Origin of the sequence: Agrobacterium sp. ST15.16.024, from assembly GCF_027956545.1 — a bacterium.
GTDB lineage: Bacteria > Pseudomonadota > Alphaproteobacteria > Rhizobiales > Rhizobiaceae > Agrobacterium > Agrobacterium cucumeris.
In genome coordinates this window covers 93,532-120,205 of record NZ_JAQKGO010000004.1, presented here as the reverse complement: position 1 = coordinate 120,205, position 26,674 = coordinate 93,532, and the positions used below count along the sequence as shown (strand labels likewise).

General features: G+C 59.6%; 27 protein-coding genes. 21 read left to right on the top strand and 6 right to left on the bottom strand.

The genetic code is table 11. The features are described from left to right. Positions 1-2 precede the first annotated feature (2 nt). From PL640_RS15315 to hemC, 3 genes are all read right to left on the bottom strand, one after another. Complete coding sequence (locus PL640_RS15315) at positions 3-1,454, bottom strand: COG4223 family protein (protein ID WP_271362502.1); 1,452 nt, start codon at positions 1,452-1,454, stop codon at positions 3-5. Positions 1,455-1,527: 73 nt separating this feature from the next. After that, on the bottom strand, positions 1,528-2,268 hold the full coding sequence (locus PL640_RS15310; protein WP_271362500.1) for a uroporphyrinogen-III synthase: 741 nt from the start codon (positions 2,266-2,268) through the stop codon (positions 1,528-1,530). Positions 2,269-2,272: 4 nt separating this feature from the next. After that, the gene (gene hemC, locus PL640_RS15305) at positions 2,273-3,202 is read right to left on the bottom strand and encodes a hydroxymethylbilane synthase (protein ID WP_271362499.1); all 930 of its coding nucleotides are present in this window, start codon (positions 3,200-3,202) and stop codon (positions 2,273-2,275) included. Between the two features lie 73 nt (positions 3,203-3,275). Here hemC and tsaD point away from each other — a divergent pair, with 73 nt between their 5' ends. Genes tsaD through PL640_RS15280 form a run of 5 tightly spaced genes read left to right on the top strand, consistent with a single transcriptional unit; the run spans position 3,276 to position 6,778 of the window. Continuing rightward, complete coding sequence (tsaD, locus tag PL640_RS15300) at positions 3,276-4,373, top strand: tRNA (adenosine(37)-N6)-threonylcarbamoyltransferase complex transferase subunit TsaD (RefSeq protein ID WP_271362498.1); 1,098 nt, start codon at positions 3,276-3,278, stop codon at positions 4,371-4,373. Further along, positions 4,373-5,356 (top strand): NAD(P)H-dependent glycerol-3-phosphate dehydrogenase, encoded by a 984-nt coding sequence (locus PL640_RS15295; protein ID WP_271362497.1) that lies wholly within the window; start codon positions 4,373-4,375, stop codon positions 5,354-5,356. Before tsaD ends, PL640_RS15295 begins: the two co-directional genes overlap by 1 nt. A 26-nt stretch (positions 5,357-5,382) precedes the next feature. Further along, positions 5,383-5,676, top strand: coding sequence for a YciI-like protein (locus tag PL640_RS15290; protein WP_052818748.1), 294 nt, complete (start codon positions 5,383-5,385; stop codon positions 5,674-5,676). Positions 5,677-5,682: 6 nt separating this feature from the next. Next, positions 5,683-6,126 (top strand): EVE domain-containing protein, encoded by a 444-nt coding sequence (locus tag PL640_RS15285; protein ID WP_003504993.1) that lies wholly within the window; start codon positions 5,683-5,685, stop codon positions 6,124-6,126. Between the two features lie 7 nt (positions 6,127-6,133). Continuing rightward, a complete protein-coding gene (locus PL640_RS15280; RefSeq protein ID WP_142842290.1) occupies positions 6,134-6,778 on the top strand; it encodes a class I SAM-dependent methyltransferase in 645 nt (214 codons plus the stop codon). A gap of 9 nt (positions 6,779-6,787) precedes the next feature. Here the strand turns inward: PL640_RS15280 and PL640_RS15275 are convergent, their stop codons facing one another. Next, positions 6,788-7,156: a hypothetical protein gene (locus tag PL640_RS15275; protein ID WP_142842291.1), complete on the bottom strand. Its 369-nt coding sequence runs from the start codon at positions 7,154-7,156 to the stop codon at positions 6,788-6,790. Positions 7,157-7,461: 305 nt separating this feature from the next. On the opposite strand from PL640_RS15275, the gene sdhC reads away from it, so the two are divergent. From sdhC to PL640_RS15195, 16 genes are all read left to right on the top strand, one after another. Beyond that, positions 7,462-7,854: a succinate dehydrogenase, cytochrome b556 subunit gene (gene sdhC / locus PL640_RS15270; protein WP_142842292.1), complete on the top strand. Its 393-nt coding sequence runs from the start codon at positions 7,462-7,464 to the stop codon at positions 7,852-7,854. Between the two features lie 13 nt (positions 7,855-7,867). Next, positions 7,868-8,248 carry a succinate dehydrogenase, hydrophobic membrane anchor protein gene (sdhD, locus tag PL640_RS15265; protein ID WP_142842293.1) on the top strand — a complete coding sequence of 127 codons (381 nt, stop codon included), beginning with the start codon at positions 7,868-7,870 and terminating at the stop codon, positions 8,246-8,248. 6 nt (positions 8,249-8,254) lie between these two features. After that, positions 8,255-10,096 (top strand): succinate dehydrogenase flavoprotein subunit, encoded by a 1,842-nt coding sequence (sdhA, locus tag PL640_RS15260; RefSeq protein ID WP_142842294.1) that lies wholly within the window; start codon positions 8,255-8,257, stop codon positions 10,094-10,096. A gap of 15 nt (positions 10,097-10,111) precedes the next feature. Further along, positions 10,112-10,891: a succinate dehydrogenase iron-sulfur subunit gene (locus tag PL640_RS15255; RefSeq protein ID WP_052818754.1), complete on the top strand. Its 780-nt coding sequence runs from the start codon at positions 10,112-10,114 to the stop codon at positions 10,889-10,891. A 205-nt stretch (positions 10,892-11,096) separates the two neighbouring features. Next, positions 11,097-11,639 (top strand): protease inhibitor Inh/omp19 family protein, encoded by a 543-nt coding sequence (locus PL640_RS15250; RefSeq protein ID WP_271362495.1) that lies wholly within the window; start codon positions 11,097-11,099, stop codon positions 11,637-11,639. 92 nt (positions 11,640-11,731) lie between these two features. Then, entirely contained in the window at positions 11,732-12,895 is a 1,164-nt protein-coding gene (gene zapE / locus PL640_RS15245; RefSeq protein WP_271362494.1) for a cell division protein ZapE, read from the top strand. A gap of 178 nt (positions 12,896-13,073) precedes the next feature. Next, positions 13,074-14,036: a malate dehydrogenase gene (gene mdh, locus PL640_RS15240; RefSeq protein WP_003504984.1), complete on the top strand. Its 963-nt coding sequence runs from the start codon at positions 13,074-13,076 to the stop codon at positions 14,034-14,036. Between the two features lie 32 nt (positions 14,037-14,068). Further along, entirely contained in the window at positions 14,069-15,262 is a 1,194-nt protein-coding gene (gene sucC / locus PL640_RS15235; protein WP_271362493.1) for an ADP-forming succinate--CoA ligase subunit beta, read from the top strand. 17 nt (positions 15,263-15,279) lie between these two features. Beyond that, positions 15,280-16,182 (top strand): succinate--CoA ligase subunit alpha, encoded by a 903-nt coding sequence (sucD, locus tag PL640_RS15230; protein WP_046799538.1) that lies wholly within the window; start codon positions 15,280-15,282, stop codon positions 16,180-16,182. A gap of 178 nt (positions 16,183-16,360) precedes the next feature. Beyond that, positions 16,361-19,357, top strand: coding sequence for a 2-oxoglutarate dehydrogenase E1 component (locus tag PL640_RS15225; RefSeq protein WP_142842298.1), 2,997 nt, complete (start codon positions 16,361-16,363; stop codon positions 19,355-19,357). Between the two features lie 53 nt (positions 19,358-19,410). Beyond that, positions 19,411-20,640, top strand: a complete 1,230-nt coding sequence (gene odhB / locus PL640_RS15220) for a 2-oxoglutarate dehydrogenase complex dihydrolipoyllysine-residue succinyltransferase (RefSeq protein WP_271362492.1) — start codon at positions 19,411-19,413, stop codon at positions 20,638-20,640. Positions 20,641-20,709: 69 nt separating this feature from the next. Next, the gene (locus PL640_RS15215; RefSeq protein ID WP_271362491.1) at positions 20,710-21,123 is read left to right on the top strand and encodes an MAPEG family protein; all 414 of its coding nucleotides are present in this window, start codon (positions 20,710-20,712) and stop codon (positions 21,121-21,123) included. A gap of 13 nt (positions 21,124-21,136) precedes the next feature. Beyond that, the gene (locus PL640_RS15210; protein ID WP_161991389.1) at positions 21,137-21,781 is read left to right on the top strand and encodes a LysE family translocator; all 645 of its coding nucleotides are present in this window, start codon (positions 21,137-21,139) and stop codon (positions 21,779-21,781) included. A 67-nt stretch (positions 21,782-21,848) separates the two neighbouring features. Next, positions 21,849-23,255 carry a dihydrolipoyl dehydrogenase gene (lpdA, locus tag PL640_RS15205; protein WP_271362488.1) on the top strand — a complete coding sequence of 469 codons (1,407 nt, stop codon included), beginning with the start codon at positions 21,849-21,851 and terminating at the stop codon, positions 23,253-23,255. 127 nt (positions 23,256-23,382) lie between these two features. After that, the gene (locus PL640_RS15200; protein ID WP_271362487.1) at positions 23,383-23,883 is read left to right on the top strand and encodes a cytochrome b; all 501 of its coding nucleotides are present in this window, start codon (positions 23,383-23,385) and stop codon (positions 23,881-23,883) included. 111 nt (positions 23,884-23,994) lie between these two features. Beyond that, complete coding sequence (locus PL640_RS15195) at positions 23,995-24,483, top strand: DUF2867 domain-containing protein (protein WP_271362485.1); 489 nt, start codon at positions 23,995-23,997, stop codon at positions 24,481-24,483. Here PL640_RS15195 and PL640_RS15190 read toward each other — a convergent pair. After that, positions 24,467-25,564, bottom strand: coding sequence for a TraB/GumN family protein (locus tag PL640_RS15190; protein WP_271362484.1), 1,098 nt, complete (start codon positions 25,562-25,564; stop codon positions 24,467-24,469). The two genes, PL640_RS15195 and PL640_RS15190, sit on opposite strands and share 17 nt — an antisense overlap. 80 nt (positions 25,565-25,644) lie before the next feature. Then, on the bottom strand, positions 25,645-26,592 hold the full coding sequence (locus PL640_RS15185; RefSeq protein WP_271362483.1) for a tyrosine recombinase XerC: 948 nt from the start codon (positions 26,590-26,592) through the stop codon (positions 25,645-25,647). Between the last annotated feature and the right edge of the window lie 82 nt (positions 26,593-26,674).

Sequence of the window (26,674 nt, the reverse complement as noted above, 5' to 3'; positions counted from 1 at the left end):
CCTTACCCCTGCCTGCCGGTGTTGGTGATGGCACGGTTCAACGTGCCGCCGACCAGATTTTCAACCTCGATGCGTGCATCCAGGGATTTTTTATAATCGGCAGATGCCGTTCTGGCTGCCTCGGGAAGCCCGTTCCATTCAAGTGCTGCGCCCTGCAGATCACCGTTGCGCAGCTTGTTTTCCATGCGCGCGATCATGGCGTCGGGTGTTTCACCCTCGATATTTCCGACCGGGCGCACCTTTACCAGCGAAAAGGCGCTTTCCGTCAGGCGTTCCATGATGCCCTGATTGGGGTCGGGCTGGTTGATGGCTGACAGCATCGCATTGGCGATATCAGGGAATTTTTGCATCAGTTCCGAACGCGACGGCACGCCGGTTGCGGCAAAGGATTGCAGCGATGCAATGGCCGGATCATCAGGCGTGACCTTGGAGAGCGTGTCGAGTTCCGTGAGGAACGGACCACCGCGATCGATCGCGGCCTTCAGCGCGGCCGAAGCGATGGCGCGGGCGACTTCGATATCGTCGCGCGGTTCATTGATCTTGGTTTCCGCGTCAGTAAGGCGTCGCGTCAGTTCGGCTGTCGCCGAGGCCTGTGCGGATCGTTCCGACTGCAGCGCGGTTTCCAGCGCGGTGACTTTTTCCGCAAGCCCATCCACCTGCGGGGTCTCACCCTTCGCGCCTTCGAGCGTCGCGATGCGCTGCTCCAGTGCCGAGGTATCCGCCGCCGGGGCATTGGCGAGTTGCTGCCGCAGGCCGGTGATATCGGTTTTCAGTGCAGCGATCTCATCGCTTCCGGCTCTTCCGGAATTGGAGGAAGGCAGGATACCTGCATATTGCATGCTGCCGGCGGCGGCGAGTGCTATGAGGCCGCCGACGATACCCGCCGCGATAAGGCCGGAGGTTGCCGCCTGTTTGCGCTCCGCCTGCTGTGGGACGGAGGGCTTGGCTGGTCCCGAAGACGCGGTTGTGGTCGAGGGCTTGGAAGCAGAGGTGTTGCTGGATGTGCTGGAGGAGGCTGTGGAGCCAAAGGCCGGTTTCGAAGCCGCAGCCGCGGTTGCGGCGGCGCTCGATCCGGCAGTACCCGTTGTCGGTTTTGCCTCAACTTTGGGCGGAACAGCAGCCTGTAAGACTGGCTCTTTCTGCTTGTCTCCGGAGCTCTCAGCCTTCGGTTCGGCAGCTGCGGATTCCGCTTTGCCAACATTGGGCTCGGGCTCGATAGGGGTTTTTGCGGGCTGGTCCCAGACGGGTGCGGGATTGCCCGTTGCGGCTGCTTCAGGCTTCGTTTCCGGAGCACCCGGTTCTACTGGCGATGCCGGCGTTTTGTCATCGGGCTTTTCGTCCATCCTGGCAGCGTCCCCTTCGGCGGAAATTGCTTTCACGTCTTTTGCGTCCAGGTCGATTGTGACCGGTTCGGCTTTGGACTTGGAGTGGCGTGGCGGCTTTCCCGATACCATGACAACCTCATTTCTGCCTGCAGTAATCTAAACCTAGTCAGTGACGGCGGCAAAGGAAAGGGGCGAACGCCAATTAGGTTCCAGAGTACTGGCACAGAAGTTCGAACATCGCCGCCTCGCTCGGCTCTTCGGCGGCAATGGCCTTTGAGCGGAAAATTTCCGGAACCAGAGAAAGCACATTGCGGCTGATGCAGATGAACTGGACCGCCGCCAGCGCACCCACATATTTTTCCGCCGACACATGGCTAAAAAAAGCCCGTGCCGCTTCGGACGAATAGAGGAGGACTACATCGGCAGCGGTGTGGAGAAGGGCCGTTTCAAGCATGTTTTCGGAGATGTCCGAGGGCAGCATCTCGTAACAATCGACCGTTCTGAAGGGAATGCCCGCTGCGGCAAGACCTTCCTCGAAGACGGAGCCACGTGGCCTGCCGGCGAGATAGAGCAGGGGTTGTTCCTCGGAAAAAAAGGCGCGGTGCTCCGTCACCAGTGCAGTCAGACCGAGCGCATCTCCTGACGCGGTGAATATCTGCCCGAAGCCAGCTTTTTCCGCCGCTTGCGCTGTCGCTCCGCCGACGGCAAAAAGCGGTTTCGACAGATGCGGGGCCAGTCGCTCTCCGAATGTGTCCAGCGCCCGCACCGCCTCTGCGCTGGTTACCGCGATGGCCGCCAGCGGGCCGGAGAGCGCCGAGATGGCGCGTTCACCATGATGAACGGGATGAAACAGCGGAACAAGTACCGGCTCGTGGCCGAGCGCTTCAAGCTTTGCGGCCGTCCTTTCGCCCGAACGCTGCGGCCGGGTGACGACGATCCGCATCGGCTCAGCTCCAGCCTTCGAAGAAATTGCTGCCCGCCTTGGCGCGCACCTCTTCGCCGGCCTGTCGGCCGAGTTTTGCCGCATCGCTGCGGTTACCGGAGATTTCAATGCCGTGGCTCGTCTGGCCATCGGGCGTAAGGATCAGGCCGGAAAAATGCAAATCTTCGCCGTCGCAGGTCGCATAACCGGCGATCGGCGTACGACAGGAGCCGTCAAGTGCGGCCAGAAAGGCGCGCTCACAGGTCACGGCGTCAAAGGTCGGCCTGTCATTTATGGGGGCAAGCAGCTCGTCCATGCGGGTATCGCCGATGCGGCTTTCCACACAGATCGCGCCTTGCGCCGGAGCAGGGGGGAATTCCTTCGGGTCGAGAATTTCCGTCGGGACATTCTCCTTGCCGAGCCGCTTCAGGCCGGCAAAGGCGAGGAGCGTTGCATCCGCCTGGCCTTCTTCGAGCTTGCGCAGGCGGGTATCGACCAGGCCGCGGAAAACGATGACGCTCAGATCCGGCCGCAGGCGGCGGATTAGCGCCTGACGGCGCAGAGAGGCGGAGCCGACAACGGCGCCCTGCGGCAACTCCAGCAGCTTCGGCGCGGTGCGACCAATAAAGGCGTCGCGCATGTCTTCGCGTGGCAGAAAGGCGGAAAGATAGAGGCCCTCAGGCAAAATAGTCGGCATGTCCTTGGAGGAATGCACGGCAATATCGAGTTCGCCGGACAGAAGCTGATTTTCCAGTTCCTCCGTGAACAGGCCCTTGCCACCGATCTCCGACAGAGCGCGATCGGTTATCCGATCACCCTTGGTGGATAGCACGACGATTTCGAACATGTCTTCCGGCAGGCCATGCGCCGACATCAGCCGGCTGCGGGTCTCATAAGCCTGTGCGAGCGCCAGAGGGCTGCCGCGCGTGCCGATTCGGAAAGGTTTTGTTTGCATCCGCGTCTATCCATTGTTACCGGAGTTGTCTTAGACCAACTCAGCGCATGATCGCAATGAACGAACAGATTTGATGACCCCCTTTCTTCGTATCCTCGGCATAGAGACAAGCTGTGACGAAACCGCTGCATCCATTGTGGTTCGGCATGCGGACGGGCGTGGCGAGATCGTCTCCGACGTCGTTTTGTCGCAGCTTGAGGAACACAGCGCCTATGGCGGCGTGGTGCCGGAAATTGCCGCGCGCGCCCATGTCGAGGCGCTGGACACGCTGGTGGAAGAAGCGCTGGAGCAGGCGGGTGTGACGCTTGCCGATATCGACGCCATTGCCGCCACATCCGGCCCCGGCCTTATCGGCGGCCTGCTGGTAGGGCTGATGACGGGCAAGGCGATTGCGATGGCTGCGGATAAGCCGCTCTACGCCATCAACCATCTGGAGGGCCATGCGCTGACGGCGCGGCTGACCGATGGCCTGTCTTTCCCCTATCTGATGCTGCTGGTTTCCGGCGGTCATACCCAGCTGGTGCTGGTGCGTGGCGTCGGCGATTATGAGCGCTGGGGCACTACCATCGATGACGCTTTGGGTGAAGCCTTCGACAAGACGGCGAAACTTTTAGGCCTGCCCTATCCCGGTGGCCCGGCGGTCGAGAAGGCGGCGGCGAAGGGTGACCCGAACCGGTTTCCGCTGCCGCGCCCGATGGTCGGCGAAACACGGCTCGATTTTTCCTTTTCCGGTCTGAAGACAGCGGTGCGGCAGGCGGCGACCGCCATCGCACCGCTTTCGGAACAGGATATTGCCGATATCTGCGCCTCGTTCCAGAAGGCGGTGTCGCGCACGCTCAAGGATCGCATTGGCCGCGGCCTTGCCCGTTTCAGCCAGGAGTTTCCGCAGCTGGAAACCAAACCGGCGCTGGTCGTGGCCGGCGGCGTTGCGGCCAATCAGGAAATCCGCCAGACACTGCAGGCGCTTTGCGATACGCATGGCTTCCGTTTCGTTGCGCCGCCACACCGGCTTTGCACCGACAATGCGGCAATGATCGCCTGGGCGGGACTGGAGCGCATGGCGGATGGCAGGCAAGCCGATCCGCTGGAGGTACCGCCCCGCTCGCGCTGGCCACTTGATGGCAATGCGGAGACGTTGATCGGTTTCGGCAAAAGGGGAGCCAAGGCCTGATGCAGCGGGAAAAAATCGTCGTCATCGGCGCTGGCGCCTTCGGAACTGCGCTCGCCGTCGTCATTGCGCTGGAAAACCGGCATGACGTCACCTTGCTCGGCCGTGATGCATCGTTGATGGCCGACCTGAAGGTTGATCGTGTTCACGAGGCGGCTCTGCCGGGTGTCGAACTGCCGGACGTGCTTGAATTTTCGGTCGAGCCGGATGTGCTGGCTGGCGCCAATATCGTGCTCTTCGCCATGCCCTCGCAGGCCCATGCGGATGCGGCGCGTCATTATGGTCCTTATCTGGCTAACGACTCTATCATCGTCACCTGCGCCAAGGGTATCGATCGCAGCTCCGGTCGCCTGCTGACGGAACTTCTCGAGGCGGAACTGCCGCATCATCCGATTGCGGTCCTTTCCGGTCCGGGATTTGCGGCGGATATCGCGCGCGGTCTGCCCACCGCCATGGCGATTGCGGCAGAAGATGCAGCGGTTGCCGAACGGCTGGCGACCACGATTTCCGGCAGGACCTTCCGGCTGTATGCCTCCACCGACCGTATTGGCGTGCAGCTCGGCGGGGCGTTGAAGAATGTTCTCGCCATTGCCGCCGGTATCGTCGAAGGCGCGGGTCTTGGCGATTCCGCCCGGGCGGCGTTGATTTCGCGCGGCCTTGCCGAGATGTCGCGTCTCATCGTCGCCATGGGCGGCAAGGCTGATACGGTACGCGGTCTTTCCGGACTTGGTGATCTCGTGCTGACCGCCACCAGCCACCAATCGCGCAACCTGCGTTTCGGCATCGCGCTTGGCCGGGGTGAAGGCAAGGACATGTCCGGTGGGCTGGTGGAGGGTGCTTTTGCGGCTGCGGTTGCCGCCCGGCTCGGAGAAAGTCACGCCGTCGACATGCCGGTTACCGAAGCGGTGGCTGCCATCATCGACGGCAATCTGGATGTGGCGAGCGCCATGCAACAATTGATGACACGGCCAATCACCACCGAATGAGTGTGGCCGACCCTTAGGAGACGAAAATGCTGTTTGCCTTTATCTGCAAGGACAAGCCCGGCCATCTGAACGTGCGCATGGAAACACGCCCGGCCCATCTGGAGCATCTGAACAAGCTGAATGCCGAGGGCACGCTGAAGATCGCCGGCCCGTTTCTGGATGCCGAAGGCAAGCCGAACGGCAGCCTCGTCATCGTGGAAGCGGCCGATATCGATGCGGCCAAGGCGCTCGCCGATGCCGATCCCTATGCCAAGGCCGGCCTGTTCGAAAGCGTTGACGTGAAGCCCTATAACTGGGTCTTCAACAATCCGGGAGCTTGAGCGGGCATGGCGAATTACTGGCTTTACAAGTCCGAGCCGTTCAAATGGTCCTGGGAGATGCAGAAGGCCAAGGGCGAGGCGGGCGAAGAATGGACCGGCGTGCGCAATTATCAGGCGCGCAACAACATGCGCGCCATGAAGATTGGCGACAAGGGTTTCTTCTATCATTCCAATGAGGGGCTGGATGTCGTCGGCATCGTCGAAGTCTGCGCGCTGTCGCATCCGGACTCGACCGCCGAAGGCGATCTGAAGTGGGACTGCGTTGATATTCGCGCTGTCTGCGATATGCCGCAGCCGGTTTCGCTGAAGGATGTGAAGGCCAACCCCAAATTGGAGAAGATGTCGCTCGTCACCTCCATGCGGCTTTCCGTGCAGCCGGTGACGGAAGAGGAATATCTCGAGGTCTGCCGCATGGGCAACCTCGCCAATCCGCCGAAATCACCGGACTGATCCTTCGGTGAAGACCGATCCCGAACGCTTCATTCTCGACAATGCTGCCATCATGCATCCACCGCATGTGCCGGAACTGCGTCTTTATCTTGCCACTGAAGCCCATGAGCTGTGGCTGAAGACGGAGGAGGAGCTGGAGGAGATCGGTCTGCCGCCACCCTTCTGGGCCTTTGCCTGGGCCGGCGGGCAGGGGCTTGCCCGTTATGTTCTCGATCATCCTGAAAGCGTTTCTGGCAAGCGCGTGCTGGATTTCGCCAGCGGCTCCGGGCTAGTCGCCATCGCTGCGGCAAAGGCCGGCGCAGCCAAGGTCCTTGCAGCCGATATCGACCCGTGGACGGAAACCGCCATTCGGTTGAACGCGGCGCTCAATGGCGTGGATATAGGATTTAGTGGCGTTGATCTGGTTGGCAAACCGGTAGAGGCGGATGTTCTGCTGGCGGGAGACGTGTTTTACGACCGCGCCTTCGCCGACCTTCTCTTGCCATGGTTTCTGGAATTGACGTCGAAGGGCATCAGCGTGCTTGTGGGCGATCCGGGGCGGGCCTATCTGCCCAAACAGCGGCTTTTCGCCGAGGCGACCTATCAGGTTCCGGTGACGCGGGCTCTGGAAGACAGCGAAGTCAAGAAGACCACCGTTTGGCGTTTCGTCTGATTGTTTGCTTCAGGGCCGGATGATGCAGACGCCATGCTCGTAGGCGCAGGCATCGCTGGCGGTTTCGGCGCGGACATTTATTATCTTCGCCTTGGGCGCAAACGGCGCGGCTGTTGTTACACCTGCACCGTTTCGCGCAAGCCGGCCGCCGACCGCGAAATAATTGCCGTTGCCGCGTATGCGAAGCCCCGATATCGCCCCTACATAGGTACCACCGGGAAGGGTGGAGGGCAGCCCGTCCGTAGAGAAACTTGCCTGTGATTGTTGATGCCGATAATCTTGGCGGCCACGGAAATCCTCTGCCGCTGCGGGTGGCATTACGGTGAAAATGACGCCTGCGACCATCATGGTCAGAGCGGCGATTCGGCGCTGTAACATGAGCCTCATTCTCCGGATTTTCCTGGTTAATAAAAGGTAAATTACACGATTTATGAATTACGTAAAGGTAAATATTTCGAGGGTGTAAATCTTGGAAATGCTCGATTTTTTATTTTGAGGCAAAAAAATCCAAAAAAAATTCGTGAACCAATCGATTAAATTCGAATCGCTCTTGAAATATGCTTGTCGTGACGCCCCCATGTGATTAAACGTCGCGGTTGGTGCAATGCACATTCTTTCGTCATGTGCAATTGCTTGGGGGCGTCCGGTTTGATGGGCGCACGGGAAAACGCCGCGAGGTTCTGATGGCGAATTTGACAAATAACCGGCCTTTGTCGCCGCATCTTCAAATTTACAAGCCGATTCCGACGATGGTCGCGTCCATCGTGCACCGCATCACGGGTTCCGCCCTTTATTTCGGAACCCTGCTGGTCGCCTGGTGGCTTATCGCGCTTGCTTCCGGTCCGGCCTATTACGACTGGGTCAGCTGGGCGATGGGTACGATCATCGGCAAACTCATCCTGATCGGCTACACCTGGGCTCTGGTTCATCACCTGCTGGGTGGCCTTCGCCACTTCATGTGGGATCTCGGCCACGGCTTTGAGAAGAACTTCAACACGAAACTCGCCAAGGCAACCTTTGTAGCGTCGATCTGTCTGACCGCGCTCATCTGGGTCATTGCCCTGATCGTGCGCTAAGGAGAAGCCTGTCATGGATATGCGTACACCTCTCGGAAAGGTTCGCGGCCTCGGCTCCGCCAAGGAAGGCACCGACCATTTCTGGCGCCAGCGCCTGACGGCAGTCGCCAACGTTCCGCTGCTGATCTTCTTCGTGGTCTTCCTCATCAAATATGCCGGCGCGCCCTATCCGGAAGTCGTCGCGGCGCTGTCCAACCCGCTTGTTGCTGTTATCATGGGTCTGGTGCTGGTTTCCGGCCTCATTCACATGAAGCTTGGCATGCAGGTCATCATTGAAGACTACGTCCACGCCGAGGTTTCGAAGCTCGTTCTTCTGATGCTCAATACGTTTTTCGCGGTTCTCATTGGCGGCCTCTCAATCTTCGCCATTCTGAAAATCGCATTCGCAGGATAATCCGCCATGGCATCGATCAGTTCACCTTCCCAGAATGGCAAGGCTTACACCTATGTCGATCACTCCTATGACGTGATCGTGGTAGGCGCCGGCGGCGCGGGTCTGCGCGCAACGCTCGGCATGGCGGAACAGGGTTTCCGCACGGCTTGCATCACCAAGGTCTTCCCGACGCGCTCCCACACGGTTGCGGCGCAGGGCGGCATCGCGGCATCACTCACCAACATGACGCCTGACTGTTGGCAGTGGCACCTTTACGATACCGTAAAGGGCTCCGACTGGCTGGGCGACGTTGATGCGATGCAATATCTCGCCATGGAAGCGCCGAAGGCGGTCTATGAGCTGGAGCATTACGGCGTGCCGTTCTCGCGCAATGCCGAGGGCAAGATCTACCAGCGCCCGTTCGGCGGCCACATGCAGAATTACGGTGAAGGCCCGCCGGTGCAGCGCACCTGTGCCGCCGCCGACCGTACCGGCCACGCCATTCTGCATACGCTTTATGGCCAGTCACTGCGCAACAATGCGGAATTCTTCATCGAATATTTCGCGCTCGACCTCATCATGTCGGAAGATGGTCGTTGCACCGGCGTCGTGGCGTGGAACCTTGATGACGGCACGATCCATCGCTTCTCCGCCAAGATGGTGGTTCTGGCGACAGGCGGTTACGGCCGTGCCTATTTCTCCGCAACCTCGGCCCATACCTGCACCGGCGACGGCGGCGGCATGATTGCCCGTGCCGGCCTGCCGCTTCAGGACATGGAATTCGTGCAGTTCCACCCGACCGGCATTTATGGCGCAGGCTGCCTTATCACCGAAGGCGCACGCGGCGAAGGCGGTTATCTCGTCAACTCCGAAGGCGAGCGCTTCATGGAGCGTTATGCGCCTTCGGCAAAAGACCTTGCCTCGCGTGACGTGGTGTCGCGCTGCATGACGATGGAAATCCGTGAAGGCCGCGGCGTCGGCAAGAACAAGGACCACATCTTCCTGCATCTCGATCACCTCGATCCGGCGATCCTGCATGAGCGTCTTCCGGGCATTTCTGAAAGCGCGAAGATTTTCGCCGGCGTCGACGTGACGCGCGAGCCGATCCCGGTGCTGCCGACGGTTCACTACAATATGGGCGGCATTCCCACCAACTATTGGGGTGAAGTGCTGAATGCCGATGCCAACAACCCGGAACGTATCGCGCCCGGCCTGATGGCTGTCGGCGAAGCCGGTTGCGCCTCGGTTCACGGTGCCAACCGCCTCGGCTCCAACTCGCTGATCGACCTCGTGGTCTTCGGCCGTGCTGCCGCCATTCGCGCTGCTCAGGTCATCGACCGCGATGCGCCGGTTCCCGCACTCGACATTGCGGCCTGCGACAAGATCATGGAACGCTTCGACAGCCTGCGTTTCGCCAATGGCTCGACGCCGACGGCGGTGCTGCGTGACAAGATGCAGCGCGCCATGCAGGACGATGCGGCGGTGTTCCGCACGCAGGAATCGCTGGAAAGCGGTTGCCAGCGTCTTTCCGCCATCTGGAAGGAGCTGCCTGACGTCAAGGTTACCGACCGTTCGATGGTCTGGAACTCCGATCTGGTCGAAACGCTTGAGCTGCACAACCTGATGGCCAACGCGATCACCACGGTCTATGGCGCGGAAGCGCGCAAGGAAAGCCGTGGCTCGCACGCCCGTGAGGATTTCGTCGATGGTCCGTTCGCCGGTCGCGACGATGTGAACTGGCGCAAGCACACGCTTGCCTGGGTCAGTCCCGAAGGCGACGTCAAGCTCGACTATCGCCCGGTTCACACCGACCTGATCGCCGACGGCATCGATCCCAAAAAGATCGAGCCGAAGGCGCGCGTCTACTGATTTGAGGAACTGGACATGGTTGAACTCGCTCTCCCCAAGAATTCCCAGATCAACGAAGGCAAGGTCTGGCCGAAGCCTGATGGTGCCAAGAATGTGCGCGAATACCGCATTTATCGCTGGAACCCGGATGACGGCCAGAACCCGCGCATCGATACCTATTATATCGATGTCGATGATTGCGGCCCGATGGTTCTCGATGCGCTTCTCTACATCAAGAACAACATCGATCCGACGCTGACGCTGCGCCGCTCCTGCCGCGAAGGCATTTGCGGCTCCTGCGCCATGAATATCGACGGCACCAACACGCTTGCCTGCACCAAGGGCATGGAAGAGATCAACGGCACGGTGAAGGTTTATCCCCTGCCGCATATGCCCGTCGTGAAGGACCTCGTTCCTGACCTGTCGAACTTCTACGCCCAGCATCGTTCCATCGAGCCCTGGCTGAAGACGGTTTCGCCGACGCCGGCCAAGGAATGGAAGCAGAGCCATGAAGACCGCCTGAAGCTGGACGGTCTTTATGAGTGCATTCTGTGCGCCTGCTGCTCCACCTCCTGTCCCAGCTACTGGTGGAATGGCGATCGTTATCTCGGTCCCGCCGTTCTGCTGCAGGCCTATCGCTGGCTGATCGACAGCCGCGATGAGGCAACCGGTGAGCGTCTCGACAATCTCGAGGATCCTTTCCGCCTTTATCGCTGCCACACCATCATGAACTGCGCGCAGGCCTGCCCGAAGGGCTTGAACCCGGCCAAGGCGATCGCGGAAATCAAGAAGATGATGGTCGAACGCCGCGTCTAAAGGCGATTCGCTGGCGACGGCAATTTATCCGGGCCGCGGTATCCACCGCGGCTCTTTTTACAACCGGGCTTAGGAAATTTCGGTAAAAATTGACCGAAATGGTAATTATCCCGGCCATCGCTTGCGCAAGGTAAGGCTTTAGTAATAATTCAGCCTTCTTGTTCGATCATGGTCTTTCCGGAAGCGAGAGAATCGGGAGCTTGATATGCAATTCAGATATGTGGTGACGGGCCTTGCGGTTGTGATGAGCCTTGCCGGTTGCCAACGTACCTCCTACGATTACGGCAACAACGGCAGCAATAATCCCGGTTATACGCCGCCGCTGCAGGCGCAGCCGGTTCCCTCCGTTCAGTCCGGCGCCCTGCCGCCGCCCGGCGGCGCTTCGGGCAGCCAGTTCCCGTCGGCACCCGCTTCGGCAACGCCTGGCGGCACCGATGTCGCTTCTGCCGCTCCGCCGACGACGGCGCTCGACGTCACCAAGGAATCCATGGTCGGCAACTGGCGCGTTTCCAATGGCGGCGCCAATTGCGACATGTTCCTGACGCTCACCAATCTCGGCAGCGGTTCGCGCGGCGGCACCCGTGGCTGCTCCGGCGAGCTGACGGCGATGGGGTCCTGGGAAGTGTCCGGCAAGATGGTTCTCTTCAAGAACCGTGCAGGTGATACGATCGGCCGCGTCTACAAGAGCGCCGATGCGCGCTTTGACGGAACGACCAATAGCGGCCAGCCGCTCAGCCTCAGCCGATGAGCATTTCCGGTGCATCCGGATTGCTTTTCTCGTTTTGAGCCATTCCATTCGTCGCGGGTGCTGTGCTGCTTCCGCGACCGGGGCGCTTTTCCATGAAGCCATTGCCTGATTACAATCATAGTGTCGTTGAGCAGCTCAACGCATTGACGGCAGCTGGCACTTTGCAGGCCGATGCCGCCCAGCTTGGCGTGGCGGCACATCTCGATCGTATTCTTGCTGATCTGAAGGCGCGCAAGCCGGCCAAGAAAAAAAGTGCGCTCGGCTGGATGTTCGCGCGCAAGGCCGGGCCTGCCGCCCCCGTCAAGGGATTGTATGTCTATGGCAGCGTCGGCCGCGGCAAGACGATGCTGATGGACATGTTTTATGAAATGGCGCCGGTTTCCTCCAAGCGCCGCTGCCACTTTCATGAATTTATGGCCGACGTGCATAATCGTGTGCACGCGCACCGGCAGAAGCTGAAAAATGGCGAAACCAAACAGGCCGATCCTATTCCGCCCGTTGCCGCCCAGCTGCTGGCGGAAGCCGAGCTCCTGTGCTTTGACGAGTTTACCGTCACGGATATTGCCGATGCGATGATCCTTGCCCGGCTGTTCAGCGAGCTGTTTGCCAATGGCTGCACATTGGTGACGACCTCCAACGTCGTGCCCGACAATCTTTATAAGGACGGCCTTAATCGCGGCCTGTTCCTGCCTTTCGTTGATCTGCTGAAGACATATGTGGATGTGGTGACGCTGGACAGCCCGACCGATTACCGGATGGAAAAGCTGGAAAGCCTGCCGGTCTATGTCACGCCGCTTGATGGTACGGCGGATCAGGCAATGGATATGGCCTGGCGGCACATGACTGCCGGCCATCTCGTTGCGCCGACGGAAATACCAATGAAGGGCCGTTCCATTCTGGTGCCGCGAGCCAGCGGCCGGGTCGCCCGTTTTTCGTTTTCCGACCTTTGCGAAAAGCCGCTCGGGGCGTCCGATTTTCTCGCCATCGCCAACCGGTTCGATACGGTCTTCATCGATCATATCCCGCTGCTCAACGCGGATAAGCGGAACGAGACCAAACGTTTCATCATTCTTATCGATGCGCTTTATGACCACAGTGTCAGGCTTTTTGCCTCCGCCGCAGCTATGCCGGAGGACCTGCTCGGCAAGCGTAAGGGGACGGAAGGTTTCGAGTTCGATCGCACGGCCTCGCGGTTGTTTGAGATGCGCAGTGCGGATTATCTCGTGCTGCATCACGAAAAACGGCAGAAAGTTTGACACTTTCGTGACGCATTTTCTTACGTTTACGTAAGAAAATAATGATCTAAACGATTGAAAATATTCATCACAAAAGAATCTGTTGCCAATTTTGGCCAATGGGGCTAATCGAAGTGCGACAATTTGGCTGCCGGTTTGGCGCGGTGAAATTGAATTGAAGCTCAAGAGGAAGCATTCGATGGCTCGCAAAAAAATTGCACTTATTGGTTCTGGCATGATCGGCGGCACGCTGGCACACCTCGCCAGCCTGAAGGAACTGGGCGATATCGTCCTCTTCGACATCGCCGACGGCATTCCGCAGGGCAAGGGTCTGGATATTGCCCAGTCCGGCCCGGTTGAAGGTTTCAATGCGAAGCTCACCGGCGCTTCCGATTATGCCGCCATCGAAGGCGCAGACGTCTGCATCGTCACTGCCGGCGTTGCCCGCAAGCCCGGCATGAGCCGCGACGATCTTCTCGGCATCAACCTCAAGGTCATGGAACAGGTCGGCGCCGGCATCAAGAAATATGCCCCGAACGCTTTTGTGATCTGCATCACCAACCCGCTCGACGCCATGGTCTGGGCGCTGCAGAAGTTCTCCGGCCTGCCGAAGAACAAGGTCGTCGGCATGGCCGGCGTTCTCGATAGCGCGCGTTTCCGCCTGTTCCTGGCTGAAGAATTCAACGTTTCGGTTCAGGACGTCACTGCCTTCGTTCTTGGCGGTCACGGCGACACCATGGTGCCGCTCGCACGTTATTCCACCGTTGGCGGCATTCCGCTGACCGATCTCGTCAAGATGGGCTGGCTGACCGCCGAGCGCCTTGAGCAGATCATCCAGCGCACCCGCGACGGCGGTGCTGAAATCGTCGGCCTGCTGAAGACCGGTTCGGCCTATTATGCGCCGGCCGCTTCTGCGATCGAAATGGCTGAATCCTACCTCAAGGACAAGAAGCGCGTTCTGCCCGCCGCTGCCCATCTCTCGGGCCAGTATGGCGTTGACGACATGTATGTCGGCGTGCCCACCATCATCGGTGCCGGCGGTATCGAGCGCATCATCGAGATCGAACTGAACAAGGAAGAAGAAGCCGCCTTCCAGAAGTCCGTCGGCGCTGTCGCTGGTCTTTGCGAAGCCTGCGTCAACATCGCTCCGTCGCTGAAGTAATATTTCAAGCGGCTCCAAACAGGGATTATTCCATGAATATTCACGAATATCAGGCCAAGGCTCTTCTGAAGGGCTACGGTGCGCCGGTTGCTGAAGGCGTCGCCATCCTCAAGGTCGAAGAAGCCGAAGCTGCCGCAAAGCAGCTTCCCGGCCCGCTTTACGTCGTCAAGAGCCAGATCCATGCTGGTGGCCGCGGTAAGGGCAAGTTTAGGGAACTCGGCCCCGACGCCAAGGGCGGCGTTCGTCTGGCGAAGTCGATCGAGGAAGTCGTCTCCCATTCCAAGGACATGCTCGGCAACACGCTGGTGACGGCCCAGACGGGTGATGCCGGCAAGCAGGTCAACCGCCTCTACATCGAAGACGGCGCCGACATTGCACGCGAACTCTACTGCTCGCTGCTGGTTGACCGCTCCGTCGGTCAGGTTGCTTTCGTGGTTTCCACTGAAGGCGGCATGGACATCGAAGCTGTCGCCCACGACACGCCGGAAAAGATCCATACCATCGCCATCAACCCGGAAAAGGGTGTGAGCGACGCTGACGTTGCCGCGATCTCCAAGGCTCTCGAGCTTGAGGGTGCTGCAGCCGAAGACGCAAAGTCGCTGTTCCCGATCCTCTACAAGGCCTTCAACGAGAAGGACATGGCTCTCCTCGAGGTTAACCCGCTGATCGTCATGGAAAATGGCCATCTGCGCGTTCTCGACGCCAAGATGTCCTTCGACGGCAACGCGCTGTTCCGCCATGACGATGTCAAGGCGCTGCGCGACGAGACCGAAGAAGACGCCAAGGAAATCGAAGCCTCCAAGTGGGACCTCGCTTACGTGGCGCTCGACGGCAACATCGGCTGCATGGTCAATGGTGCAGGTCTTGCCATGGCGACGATGGACATCATCAAGCTTTACGGCAAAGAGCCGGCTAACTTCTGCGACGTCGGCGGTGGCGCCGGCAAGGAGAAGGTTGCGGCAGCCTTCAAGATCATTACGGCTGACCCGAAGGTCGAGGGTATCCTCGTCAACATCTTCGGCGGCATCATGAAGTGCGACGTCATCGCCGAAGGCGTGATTGCCGCGGTGAAGGAAGTCGGTTTGCAGGTTCCGCTCGTTGTTCGCCTCGAAGGCACCAACGTCGAACTTGGCAAGAAGCTCCTGAACGAATCTGGCCTTGCGATTACGGCTGCTGACGATCTGGACGACGCAGCCAAGAAGATCGTCGCGGCGATCAACGGCTAATTGAGGGACCGGAAATAATGTCTATTCTCGTTAATAAAGACACGAAGATCCTTGTTCAGGGTCTGACCGGCAAGACCGGTACCTTCCACACCGAACAGGCGCTTGCCTATTACGGCACGCAGATGGTCGGTGGTATTCACCCGAAGAAGGGTGGCGAAACCTGGACCGGCTCCAAGGGCGAAAGCCTGCCGATCTTTGCAACGGTTGCTGAAGCCAAGGAAAAGACCGGTGCAGACGCATCCGTGATCTATGTTCCGCCGGCAGGTGCAGCAGACGCCATCATCGAAGCCATCGAAGCGGAAATCCCGTTCATCACCTGCATCACCGAAGGTATTCCGGTGATGGACATGGTTCGCGTCAAGGCTCGCCTTGACCGTTCGAAGTCACGCCTGCTCGGCCCGAACTGCCCCGGCATCATGACGCCGGAAGAATGCAAGATCGGCATCATGCCGGGCTCCATCTTCCGCAAGGGTTCGGTCGGTATCGTTTCGCGCTCCGGCACGCTCACCTATGAAGCCGTGTTCCAGACATCCAACGAAGGCCTCGGCCAGACGACGGCTGTCGGCATCGGCGGCGACCCGGTCAAGGGCACCGAGTTCATCGACATCCTGGAAATGTTCCTCGCCGACGAAGCCACGCAGTCGATCATCATGATCGGCGAAATCGGTGGCTCGGCTGAAGAAGATGCGGCGCAGTTCCTGATCGACGAAGCCAAGAAGGGCCGCAAGAAGCCGATGGCCGGCTTCATCGCGGGCCGTACGGCTCCGAAGGGCCGCACCATGGGTCACGCCGGCGCTGTCGTTTCCGGCGGCAAGGGCGATGCAGAGTCCAAGATCGCTGCCATGGAAGCAGCCGGCATCAAGGTATCGCCTTCCCCGGCGCGCCTCGGCAAGACGCTGGTTGAAGTCCTCAAGGGCTGAGACCACATGAGACCGGTAACGGGCGGCGCGGCTTTATCGCTGCGCTGCCCGATGCCGCAAAGACGATAGACAGAACGGCATACCGCCCTGGCGGCAGACAGCAATAATCAAAGCGGCAGGCCGGTGAAACGGCCCTAACGGCATCGAGGAGGCGGACGGACAAGTCCGCAGGAACACAATGGCAAGGCAAGAAGCGAACGAGCAGTTTCAGATCACGTCGTTTCTGGACGGCGCGAATGCAGCCTATATCGAGCAGCTCTATGCCCGGTACGAAGAGGATCCCTCTTCCGTGTCGCCGGAGTGGCAGAGCTTCTTCAAGGCGTTGTCCGATAATCCGGAAGACGTGAAGAAGGCCGCACAAGGCGCCTCCTGGAAGCGCGCCAACTGGCCGATCCCGGCAAATGGCGAACTGGTATCCGCACTCGACGGCAACTGGGCCACGGTCGAGAAGGCCATCGAGAAAAAGGTTCAGGCGAAGGCCGAGACGAAGAGCGCCGCGACCGGCAAGCCCGTCAGCGAAGCGGAAGTGCTGCAAGCGACCCGTGACAGCGTTCGCGCCATCATGATGATCCGCGCCTACCGCATGCGCGGCCACCTGCATGCCAAGCTCGATCCGCTCGGCATCGCCAGCGCCGTTGAGGATTACAATGAGCTTTCGCCGAAGTCCTACGGCTTCGAGGAAAGCGATTACGACCGCAAGATTTTCATCGATAACGTGCTCGGCCTCGAATATGCGAGCGTGCGCGAGATGGTCGAGATTCTCGAGCGCACCTATTGCTCGACGCTCGGCGTCGAATTCATGCACATGTCCAACCCGGAAGAAAAGGGCTGGATTCAGGAACGCATCGAAGGCCCGGACAAGGGTGTGGACTTCACGCCCGAGGGCAAGAAGGCCATTCTGTCCAAGCTGGTCGAGGCCGAAGGTTACGAGCAGTTCCTCGACGTGCGTTTCAAGGGCACCAAGCGTTTTGGCCTTGATGGCGGTGAATCGCTGATCCCGGCGCTCGAACAGATCATCAAGCGCGGCGGCCAGGAAGGCCTGGAAGAAGTCGTTCTCGGCATGGCCCACCGTGGCCGCCTGAACGTCCTGACCAACGTCATGGGCAAGCCGCACCGCGCCGTGTTCCACGAATTCAAGGGCGGTTCGTTCAAGCCTGACGATGTCGAGGGTTCGGGCGACGTGAAGTACCATCTGGGTGCCTCCTCCGACCGCGAATTCGACGGCAACAAGGTTCACCTGTCGCTGACGGCCAACCCGTCGCACCTTGAAATCGTCAACCCTGTCGTCATGGGCAAGGCGCGCGCGAAGCAGGACCAGCTGGCCAAGCAGTGGGACGGCGACATCATTCCGCTTTCTGAACGCGCCAAGGTGCTGCCGCTGCTGCTGCATGGTGATGCCGCTTTTGCGGGTCAGGGCGTCGTTGCTGAAATTCTCGGCCTGTCCGGCCTGCGCGGTCACCGCGTTGCCGGCACCATGCATTTCATCATCAACAACCAGATCGGTTTCACGACGAACCCGGCCTTCTCGCGCTCGTCGCCTTACCCGTCTGACGTCGCCAAGATGATTGAAGCACCGATCTTCCACGTCAACGGTGACGATCCGGAAGCGGTTGTCTATGCGGCGAAGGTTGCGACCGAATACCGCATGAAGTTCCACAAGCCTGTCGTCATCGACATGTTCTGTTACCGCCGCTTCGGCCATAACGAAGGCGATGAGCCGGCGTTCACGCAGCCGAAGATGTACAAGGTCATCCGTGGCCACAAGACCGTCGCCCGCATCTATGCCGACCGCCTGATCGCGGAAGGCCTGATCACCGAAGGTGATTTCGAGAAGGTCAAGGCTGACTGGCGCGCCCATCTCGAGCAGGAGTTCGAGGCAGGTCAGTCGTACAAGCCGAACAAGGCCGACTGGCTGGACGGTCAGTGGTCGGGCCTGCGCGCTGCCGACAATGCCGATGAGCAGCGTCGTGGCAAGACCGGCGTGCCGATGAAGCAGCTGAAGGAAATCGGCAAGAAGCTGTCGACCATTCCTGAAGGTTTCACCGCGCATCGCACGATCCAGCGTTTCATGGAAAACCGCTCGCAGATGATCGAGACGGGTGAAGGCATCGACTGGGCGATGGCGGAAGCTCTGGCTTTCGGTTCGCTTGTCGTTGACGGCCACAAAATCCGTCTTTCCGGCCAGGATTGCGAACGCGGCACCTTCTCGCAGCGCCACTCGGTTCTTTACGATCAGGAGACCGAAGAGCGTTACATCCCGCTCGCCAATCTCGCCCCGACGCAGGCCCGTTACGAAGTCATCAACTCGATGCTTTCGGAAGAAGCCGTTCTCGGCTTCGAATATGGCTACTCGCTTGCCCGCCCGAATGCGCTGACGCTGTGGGAAGCCCAGTTTGGTGACTTCGCCAACGGCGCGCAGGTGGTGTTCGACCAGTTCATCTCGTCGGGTGAACGCAAGTGGCTGCGCATGTCCGGTCTCGTCTGCCTTCTGCCGCATGGTTATGAAGGTCAGGGTCCGGAACATTCGTCTGCCCGTCTGGAGCGCTGGCTGCAGATGTGTGCGGAAGACAACATGCAGGTCGCCAATGTGACGACACCTGCCAACTACTTCCACATCCTGCGTCGCCAGATGAAGCGTGACTTCCGCAAGCCGCTGATCCTGATGACGCCGAAGTCGCTGCTGCGTCACAAGCGCGCCACTTCTTCGCTGGCGGAGCTGGCCGGCGAGTCCTCCTTCCACCGTCTCCTGTGGGACGATGCTGAAGTCATCAAGGATGGTCCGATCAAGCTGCAGAAGGATTCGAAGATCCGCCGTGTCGTCATGTGCACGGGCAAGGTCTATTACGATCTTCTCGAAGAGCGTGAAAAGCGCGGTATCGACGACATCTACCTGCTGCGCGTCGAACAGCTTTATCCGTTCCCGGCAAAGGCGCTCATCAACGAGCTTTCCCGTTTCCGCCACGCGGAAATGGTCTGGTGCCAGGAAGAGCCGAAGAACATGGGTTCGTGGTCGTTCATCGATCCTTACCTGGAATGGGTTCTGGCGCATATCGACGCCAAGTACCAGAAGGTCCGTTACACGGGCCGTCCGGCTGCTGCCTCTCCGGCGACCGGCCTGATGTCCAAGCACCTGGCGCAGCTTGCTGCGTTCCTGGAAGACGCGCTGGGAGAGTGAGAACTCTCCCGCATCGCCCCGCAAAAAAGACACCTGAATAACGGAACTAGATCATGGCCACTGAAATCCGCGTACCAACCCTCGGCGAATCCGTCAGCGAAGCGACCGTCGGCACCTGGTTCAAGAAGGTCGGCGATACCGTCAAGGCCGACGAACCTCTCGTTGAACTGGAAACCGACAAGGTTACCGTTGAAGTCCCGGCGCCCGCCTCCGGCGTGCTGACCGAAATCGTTGTACAGAACGGCGAGACCGTTGGTCTTGACGCGCTTCTCGGCCAGATCGCCGAAGGTGCTGCCGGCGCTGCAACCGCCGCACCGGCTGCAAAGCCTGCCGCCGCTGCCGCACCGGCACCCGCAGCAACCGCTGCTGCGCCCGCCGCCAGCGGCATGCCGCCGGCACCTGCCGCCGGCAAGCTGCTTGCTGAAAACAACCTGTCTGTCGATCAGGTCGATGGTTCCGGCAAGCGTGGCCAGGTTCTGAAGGGTGACGTTCTCGCCGCTGTCGCCAAGGGCGTTTCGGCGCCTGCCGCCGCTCCGGCTCCGGTTGCTGCTGCTCCCCGTCCGGTTTCCGCCGAGCAGGATCAGGTTCGCGAAGAGCGCGTGAAGATGACCCGCCTGCGCCAGACGATCGCCCGTCGCCTGAAGGACGCACAGAACACCGCCGCCATGCTCACCACCTATAACGAGGTGGACATGAGCGCGGTCATGGACCTGCGCAACCGTTACAAGGACGTGTTCGAGAAGAAGCACGGCGTCAAGCTCGGCTTCATGGGCTTCTTCACCAAGGCCGTGACCCACGCGCTGAAGGAACTGCCGGCCGTCAACGCTGAAATCGACGGCACGGACATCATCTACAAGAACTATTGTCACGTCGGCATGGCTGTCGGCACCGACAAGGGTCTCGTTGTTCCTGTCATCCGTGATGCCGACCAGCTCTCCATCGCCGGCGTCGAAAAGGAACTCGGCCGCCTCGCCAAGGCAGCGCGTGACGGTTCGCTCGGCATGGCCGACATGCAGGGCGGCACCTTCACCATCACCAATGGTGGTGTCTACGGTTCGCTGATGTCTTCGCCGATCCTCAATGCGCCGCAGTCGGGTATTCTCGGCATGCACAAGATCCAGGAGCGTCCGGTCGCCATCGGCGGTCAGGTCGTCATCCGCCCGATGATGTATCTGGCACTCTCCTACGATCACCGTATCGTTGACGGCAAGGAAGCCGTGACCTTCCTCGTTCGCGTCAAGGAAAGCCTGGAAGATCCGGAACGTCTGGTTCTCGATCTCTAATCGGTCTTGCTTTTCCTTTCAGCGGGATTTCAACTGAGGTCCCGCTGAAATCGCATCAGGAGAGCGAAAGTGCAGCCGACATTTCTTGCCGCTTCCCCCTTTTTACCGCTGATCGGTCTCAGCGTCCTGTTGCTTGCTGTGCACATCATGCTGCAAGCCGTGACGGCGACGCGGGAACTTGGGCTGGACTGGAATGCCGGCCCGCGGGATGCGGAGAAGAAACCTGAAGGCAGGCTTACCGGCCGTGCAGCCCGCGCGTCTGAAAATTTCCGGGAAACCTATCCCGCTTTCATAGCGCTTGCCTTCGGCGTCATCATGGCCGGCGATCCGTCCGGACTGGCACTGACCGGCGCCTGGATATGGCTGATCTGCCGGGTGATTTACATACCGCTTTATCTGGCCGGCATGCCTTATATCCGCTCACTGGTCTGGCTCGGCTCCATGCTCGGCCTCGCGCTGATGCTTTTCGTTTTGATGTTCTAGAGGCTTGTTTCAGATGCATCAGTATTTGATCGAACTTGCATCCCTGATGGCGATCTTCGCTTTCGCGATCGTGTCCCCAGGCGCTGATCTTGCGATGGTCATGCGCCAGGCCATGGTGCATGGGCGCAGGCAGGCGATCGTCACCAGCTTCGGTGTGGGAACGTCGCTGATGTTCCACGTCACCTATACGATCCTCGGACTTGGCCTCATCATCTCCCAGTCGATCTATCTCTTCAACATCGTCAAATGGCTTGGCGTCGCCTATCTGATCTATATCGGCGTCAAGGCGCTGCGCGCCGGCAAGACGGAATTACCGTCGGCTGAAGGCGAGGGTGATGTTCAGGTCAAAAACAGCCAGACGGCACTGAAGGCATTCACGCTTGGCTTTGCCGCCAATGCGCTCAATCCCAAGCCGGTGTTTTTCTTCCTGTCGATCTTTTCGACGGTGGTTCATGCCCATACGCCGGTCGCCATCAAATTCGGATATGGTCTCGTCATGGCGAGCTGCCTTATCCTGTGGTTCGTCGGCGTCAGCCTGTTCATGACGACGCCACGCATGCGCGCCGCATTTCAGCGCGCCAGCCAATGGATCGACCGCACCAGCGGCGTGGTCTTCATTGCACTCGGTATAAAACTCGCAACGGAAAAAGCGGCCTGAATTTCAGGTCAAACGCAAGCAGGGCAATGATCCGGTATCTTGCCCGACATCAATCAGGAAAACGAACATGGCATATGATGTAGTTGTAATCGGCACGGGCCCCGGCGGTTATGTTTGCGCGGTCAAGGCGGCACAGCTGGGCCTGAAGGTCGCTGTCATCGAGAAGCGTGCGACCTATGGCGGTACCTGCCTCAATGTCGGCTGCATTCCGTCGAAGGCGCTGCTGCACGCGTCCGAAACCTTTGCCCATGTTGCCCATGGCGTCGATTCGCTCGGTATCGAAGTCGCCGCGCCGAAGCTGAACCTTGAAAAGATGATGGGCCACAAGGAAGGCGTGGTGAAGGCCAATGTCGATGGCGTCGCCTTCCTGTTCAAGAAGAACAAGATCGATGCCTTCCAGGGTACCGGCAAGGTGGTTTCCGCCGGCAAGGTTTCCGTCACCAACGACAAGGGCGAGAGCCAGGAAATCGAAGCCAAGAACATCGTCATCGCCACCGGTTCTGATGTTGCCGGCATTCCGGGTGTTCAGGTCGATATCGATGAAAACGTCATCGTCTCCTCCACCGGCGCGATCGCTCTTTCCAAGGTTCCGGAAAAGCTGATTGTTGTCGGCGGTGGCGTCATCGGCCTCGAGCTTGGTTCGGTCTGGTCGCGTCTTGGCGCGAAGGTAACCGTCGTCGAATATCTCGACAATATTCTCGGTGGCATGGATGGCGAAGTTTCCAAGCAGTCGCAGCGTCTGCTGGCCAAGCAGGGCCTTGATTTCAAGCTCGGTGCCAAGGTAACGGCCGTTGAAAAGACCGCCACGGGCGCAAAGGTGGTGTTCGAGCCGGTCAAGGGTGGCGCTGCCGAAACGCTCGAAGCGAATGTCGTGCTGATCTCGACCGGTCGCAAGCCCTACACCGAAGGTCTCGGTCTTGCGGAAGCCGGTGTTGTGCTCGATAGCCGCGGCCGCGTCGAAATCGACGGCCACTACAAGACCAATGTCGACGGCATCTACGCGATCGGCGACGTGGTGAAGGGCCCGATGCTGGCGCACAAGGCGGAAGATGAGGGCGTTGCGCTTGCGGAAATCCTCGCCGGCCAGCGCGGCCATGTGAACTACGACGTCATTCCGGCAGTCGTCTATACACAGCCGGAAATCGCGTCCGTCGGCAAGACCGAGGAAGAACTGAAGGCCGCTGGCGTCGCTTACAAGGTCGGCAAGTTCCCCTTCACCGCCAATGGCCGCGCCCGCGCCATGCAGGTGACGGATGGTTTCGTGAAGATCCTTGCCGACAAGGAAACCGACCGGGTTCTCGGTGGTCACATTGTCGGCTTCGGTGCCGGCGAAATGATCCATGAGATCACCGTGCTGATGGAATTTGGCGGTTCTTCGGAAGATCTTGGCCGCACCTGCCATGCGCATCCGACCATGTCTGAAGCGGTGAAGGAAGCAGCGCTTGCGACGTTCTTCAAGCCGATCCACATGTGATCGGTGTTTGAGCCTGACGCTCAAATATTAAATTTCAGTCATCTGCTGAACCCCGGCTTGCCATGCAGGCCGGGGTTTTTCATACTTGCGCCATAGCCTGTCTAACCTTTTGATAAAAGGCAATAAAATGGCGTATTCCAGTCAAGTTTCCTTCTCCGTTCCGCAGCGCGTCCTTCACTGGGCGATGGCGCTTCTGATCTTCTTCAACCTGCTGTTTCCCGACGCCATGGCTCATGCCTATCGGCTGATGCGGCAGGGTGGGACGTTGACGCCGGAGCAGATTTCTTCGGCGAATATTCACGCCTATGTCGGTTTTGCAGTCCTGCTGCTTGCGGTTCTGCGTCTCTGTCTGCGCTTCTTTCAGGGTGTGCCGCCGCATCCTGCCGAGGAGCCCCGGCCATTCCAGATCGCCGCCAAAGTGGCGCATTTCACCTTTTACGCCCTTTTCTTTGTCCTGCCGCTTTCCGGTGTAGCCGCCTATTACTTCGGTGCTCAGCCGGCGGGGCAGTTACATTCCGGCCCCTTCAAGGCGCTGATGTGGGTGTTGATCGTCGGTCACGTTGCAGCTGTTCTGATTCACCAGTTCTATTGGCGCACCAATGTCCTGAAACGCATGACACACGGCTAGGAAAGGCTTCGTACTTTTGCCGAAAACACCAAGCGGCGGTTTGTCGCGTTTTCTGTCCGGCTGAAAAAGCAGATGGTGAACTCCGGCGCATCGTGCGGCTGGGGTTCAGGAATGCAATATAGCGAAGACATATTGCCGGGCGCTGACTGGCGGGATTGTTTTGAAGGCGAGATGGTGATGCCGGAAGCGTCGTCACTGGATGTGAGCAGGCTTCTTCTCGATCATCCCCCGGCATGGATCAGCCGCCTGATGGCGCTTCGAAACCGCATTGTCTCGCTTTTCGGCTTGAAAACGGTCGAACTGGCGGCGGGCACCTCGGCGGGCGGTTTTCCGGTTCTGTCATCCTCGCCGCAGAGGACAGTTCTCGGCTTCGATGATCACCATCTCGATTTCCGGATCGTTGTCGATCTCGAAAGGGGCCCTAACCGCCAGTGGGTGAATGTCACCACCATCGTCAGGCGCAAGAACGTCTTTGGGCGGCTTTACATTCTCGTGGTGGGGCCGTTTCATCGGCGCATCGTGCCAGCGACGATGCGCCCGTTTTGCACCAATGTTCGGCCCGTCAAGATTAGGGATGAGACCGTCAGTCGACCCGCGTGAGCGTAAAGCCCTTTGCGCGCAGCAATTCGATCACGCCTTCCTCACCCGGCAGGTGCAGCGCGCCGACGGCCATGAAGACATTGCCCTTGGCAAGCTCGGGGGTCGCCCGATCCGCCATGACGTGATTGCGATCGGTGATGATGCGTTGCTCGAATGCGGCGTAACCCTGTTCGCTCTCTGCCACTGCCTTCTTGGGATCCAGGCTTTTCAGCATGGGCATGGTCATGCCGATATCGCCGGCGACGTAGAGATCGGTCATGGTCTTCATCACGTCATCCATGCGATCGCCGAGTTCCAGCGTTTCGATCAGAGCCTGAAGATGAAATTCCATCGGCAGTTCTGACATGGCCGTCAACTGTTCGACCATCGTTTCCAGCCCGACGAGACGTTTTCCGTCTGCGAGCGCATCTTCGGCCAGTTTCTTGTCGAGAAAGGAAAGGCCGGTTGCCTTGCGGGCGAACTCGCAGGCCGGAAGGGCGACGAAGCTTGAGAGCATCCACGGCTTCATGCGCGACACGGCATTCAGCGGAATGCCTCGCTCCTTCAGACCCTTTTCCAGGCGCGCAACATTTTCGGGTGACAAAATATCGGTGATCGATTTGCCATCCAGAAACATGGTGAGTTCGGGTTTGCTCAGCAGCGAGGTCGCGACCTTCTTGTCGTCGACGATTTCGTCCGATTCCACGATGACCGTCGCGGATTTTTCGAAGGCAGGTGTCGCGGCGGCAGGCATTTCCAGAACGCGTGGATCGGTGACATGCATCGTACCAAGAAGATAGGACGGCTCAGTTCCGGCCTTTTCAATGCGCCAGAAATTGCCCTTGCCATTGGGGATGGCGGCCGCTTCCTGTTCGATCTTTGCGAAGGCCTGCGGATCGGTCTTGCGCATGTCTACGAGAATATCGCTGCCGGTGCAGGTGATCTGTTGCTCTGCGGCTTCCGCTTCACCCAGCGAAAGCAACGTCATGAGCAGGATGGCGATGGCAGTTACATGCAGGGCCGCCAGCAGCCAGAGCAGGGCGTCGCCGGTTTTGCCCATCAGGGTGGCGGTGAAGTTTTGTGGCTTTATCAGGCTGTGCATGGGTCCAATCCGGTTCTTGCTCGCTTATAGAACGGCGGTTTGGATGTCTGGTTAATCTTTATGGTTAACCATTTCCTGCGTCATGCGCGCGGGTGGGCATTGTCGTAGATTTCCAGCAGTCTTGCGGTGTCGACACCGGTATAGACCTGGGTGGTGGAAAGGCTGGCATGGCCGAGCAGTTCCTGAATGGTACGCAGATCGCCGCCGCCGGCCAGAAGATGCGTGGCGAAAGAATGGCGCAGCGCATGTGGCGTGGCGTTTTCCGGCAGGCCGAAAGCGCCGCGCAGCTTCTGCATTTCCCGCTGGATGATGGCGGGCTGGAGTTTCCCCCCGCGTGCGCCAAGGAACATCGGTTCATTCGCCGCCAGAGCATAGGGGCAGAGCTTCCTGTAGGCATCGACCGCTTCCGTCACCACTGCCAGCAGCGGCACGATGCGCGTCTTGTTGCCCTTGCCGGTGATGCGCAGGCTGCGGGCGCCCGGCGGAAAATCGGCCGGCGTCAGGCCGAGCGCCTCGGAAATACGGAGGCCGCAGCCATAAAGCAGCGAGAGGACTGCCGCATTGCGGGCGGCGATCCACGGTTCCTCGTTCAACTGTGCCTCGGCCGTGGTGATCTTCAGGGCCTGTCGATCGGTCAGCGGCTTCGGCAGCGATTTCGGCTGTTTTGGTGCGCGCATCGCGGTGGCGCCGGCCGCATTGACGAGGCCTTTTTTTTGCAGGTGGTGAAGAAGGGAGCGCAGCCCCGCCAGATGCCGGCCGAGTGAACGCGCGCCGGCACCTTCCTTGCGCCGGTTGGCCAGAAAGGCGCGAAGATCGACCGGGCGCAGATCGGCTATATCGGTAATGGCGGCGGGTTTGCCGATGTAGCCGGTAAGGAACGTCAGGAACTGGCGGGTGTCGCGCTCATAGGCCTCCACGGTATTGTCGGAAAGACGGCGTTCACCGGCAAGTGCTGCAAGCCAGGACTGGCGTTCGTTCAACAGATCGGGTTCGGCAAATGTCAGGATTTCAGTCACGCAGCGCTCCATTCCGTGTCCCAACGCTATGCTCTTATGGTCAGCATTTGGTTAAGAGGTGGACTTTGCAAAGCCCGCCCACTACATGCGGGCG

Coding starts and splice junctions, on each gene's coding strand:
- PL640_RS15190 (WP_271362484.1), bottom strand. CDS start 25,564: ATGCACAGCCTGATAAAGCCACAAAACTTCACCGCCACCCTGATGGGC.
- PL640_RS15290 (WP_052818748.1), top strand. CDS start 5,383: ATGCTGTTTGCCTTTATCTGCAAGGACAAGCCCGGCCATCTGAACGTG.
- PL640_RS15200 (WP_271362487.1), top strand. CDS start 23,383: ATGGCGTATTCCAGTCAAGTTTCCTTCTCCGTTCCGCAGCGCGTCCTT.
- PL640_RS15195 (WP_271362485.1), top strand. CDS start 23,995: ATGCAATATAGCGAAGACATATTGCCGGGCGCTGACTGGCGGGATTGT.
- odhB (WP_271362492.1), top strand. CDS start 19,411: ATGGCCACTGAAATCCGCGTACCAACCCTCGGCGAATCCGTCAGCGAA.
- sdhD (WP_142842293.1), top strand. CDS start 7,868: ATGGATATGCGTACACCTCTCGGAAAGGTTCGCGGCCTCGGCTCCGCC.
- sdhC (WP_142842292.1), top strand. CDS start 7,462: ATGGCGAATTTGACAAATAACCGGCCTTTGTCGCCGCATCTTCAAATT.
- PL640_RS15315 (WP_271362502.1), bottom strand. CDS start 1,454: ATGGTATCGGGAAAGCCGCCACGCCACTCCAAGTCCAAAGCCGAACCG.
- PL640_RS15310 (WP_271362500.1), bottom strand. CDS start 2,268: ATGCGGATCGTCGTCACCCGGCCGCAGCGTTCGGGCGAAAGGACGGCC.
- PL640_RS15250 (WP_271362495.1), top strand. CDS start 11,097: ATGCAATTCAGATATGTGGTGACGGGCCTTGCGGTTGTGATGAGCCTT.
- tsaD (WP_271362498.1), top strand. CDS start 3,276: ATGACCCCCTTTCTTCGTATCCTCGGCATAGAGACAAGCTGTGACGAA.
- sucC (WP_271362493.1), top strand. CDS start 14,069: ATGAATATTCACGAATATCAGGCCAAGGCTCTTCTGAAGGGCTACGGT.
- zapE (WP_271362494.1), top strand. CDS start 11,732: ATGAAGCCATTGCCTGATTACAATCATAGTGTCGTTGAGCAGCTCAAC.
- mdh (WP_003504984.1), top strand. CDS start 13,074: ATGGCTCGCAAAAAAATTGCACTTATTGGTTCTGGCATGATCGGCGGC.
- PL640_RS15185 (WP_271362483.1), bottom strand. CDS start 26,592: ATGGAGCGCTGCGTGACTGAAATCCTGACATTTGCCGAACCCGATCTG.
- PL640_RS15255 (WP_052818754.1), top strand. CDS start 10,112: ATGGTTGAACTCGCTCTCCCCAAGAATTCCCAGATCAACGAAGGCAAG.
- sdhA (WP_142842294.1), top strand. CDS start 8,255: ATGGCATCGATCAGTTCACCTTCCCAGAATGGCAAGGCTTACACCTAT.
- PL640_RS15210 (WP_161991389.1), top strand. CDS start 21,137: ATGCATCAGTATTTGATCGAACTTGCATCCCTGATGGCGATCTTCGCT.
- lpdA (WP_271362488.1), top strand. CDS start 21,849: ATGGCATATGATGTAGTTGTAATCGGCACGGGCCCCGGCGGTTATGTT.
- hemC (WP_271362499.1), bottom strand. CDS start 3,202: ATGCAAACAAAACCTTTCCGAATCGGCACGCGCGGCAGCCCTCTGGCG.
- PL640_RS15275 (WP_142842291.1), bottom strand. CDS start 7,156: ATGTTACAGCGCCGAATCGCCGCTCTGACCATGATGGTCGCAGGCGTC.
- PL640_RS15295 (WP_271362497.1), top strand. CDS start 4,373: ATGCAGCGGGAAAAAATCGTCGTCATCGGCGCTGGCGCCTTCGGAACT.
- sucD (WP_046799538.1), top strand. CDS start 15,280: ATGTCTATTCTCGTTAATAAAGACACGAAGATCCTTGTTCAGGGTCTG.
- PL640_RS15225 (WP_142842298.1), top strand. CDS start 16,361: ATGGCAAGGCAAGAAGCGAACGAGCAGTTTCAGATCACGTCGTTTCTG.
- PL640_RS15285 (WP_003504993.1), top strand. CDS start 5,683: ATGGCGAATTACTGGCTTTACAAGTCCGAGCCGTTCAAATGGTCCTGG.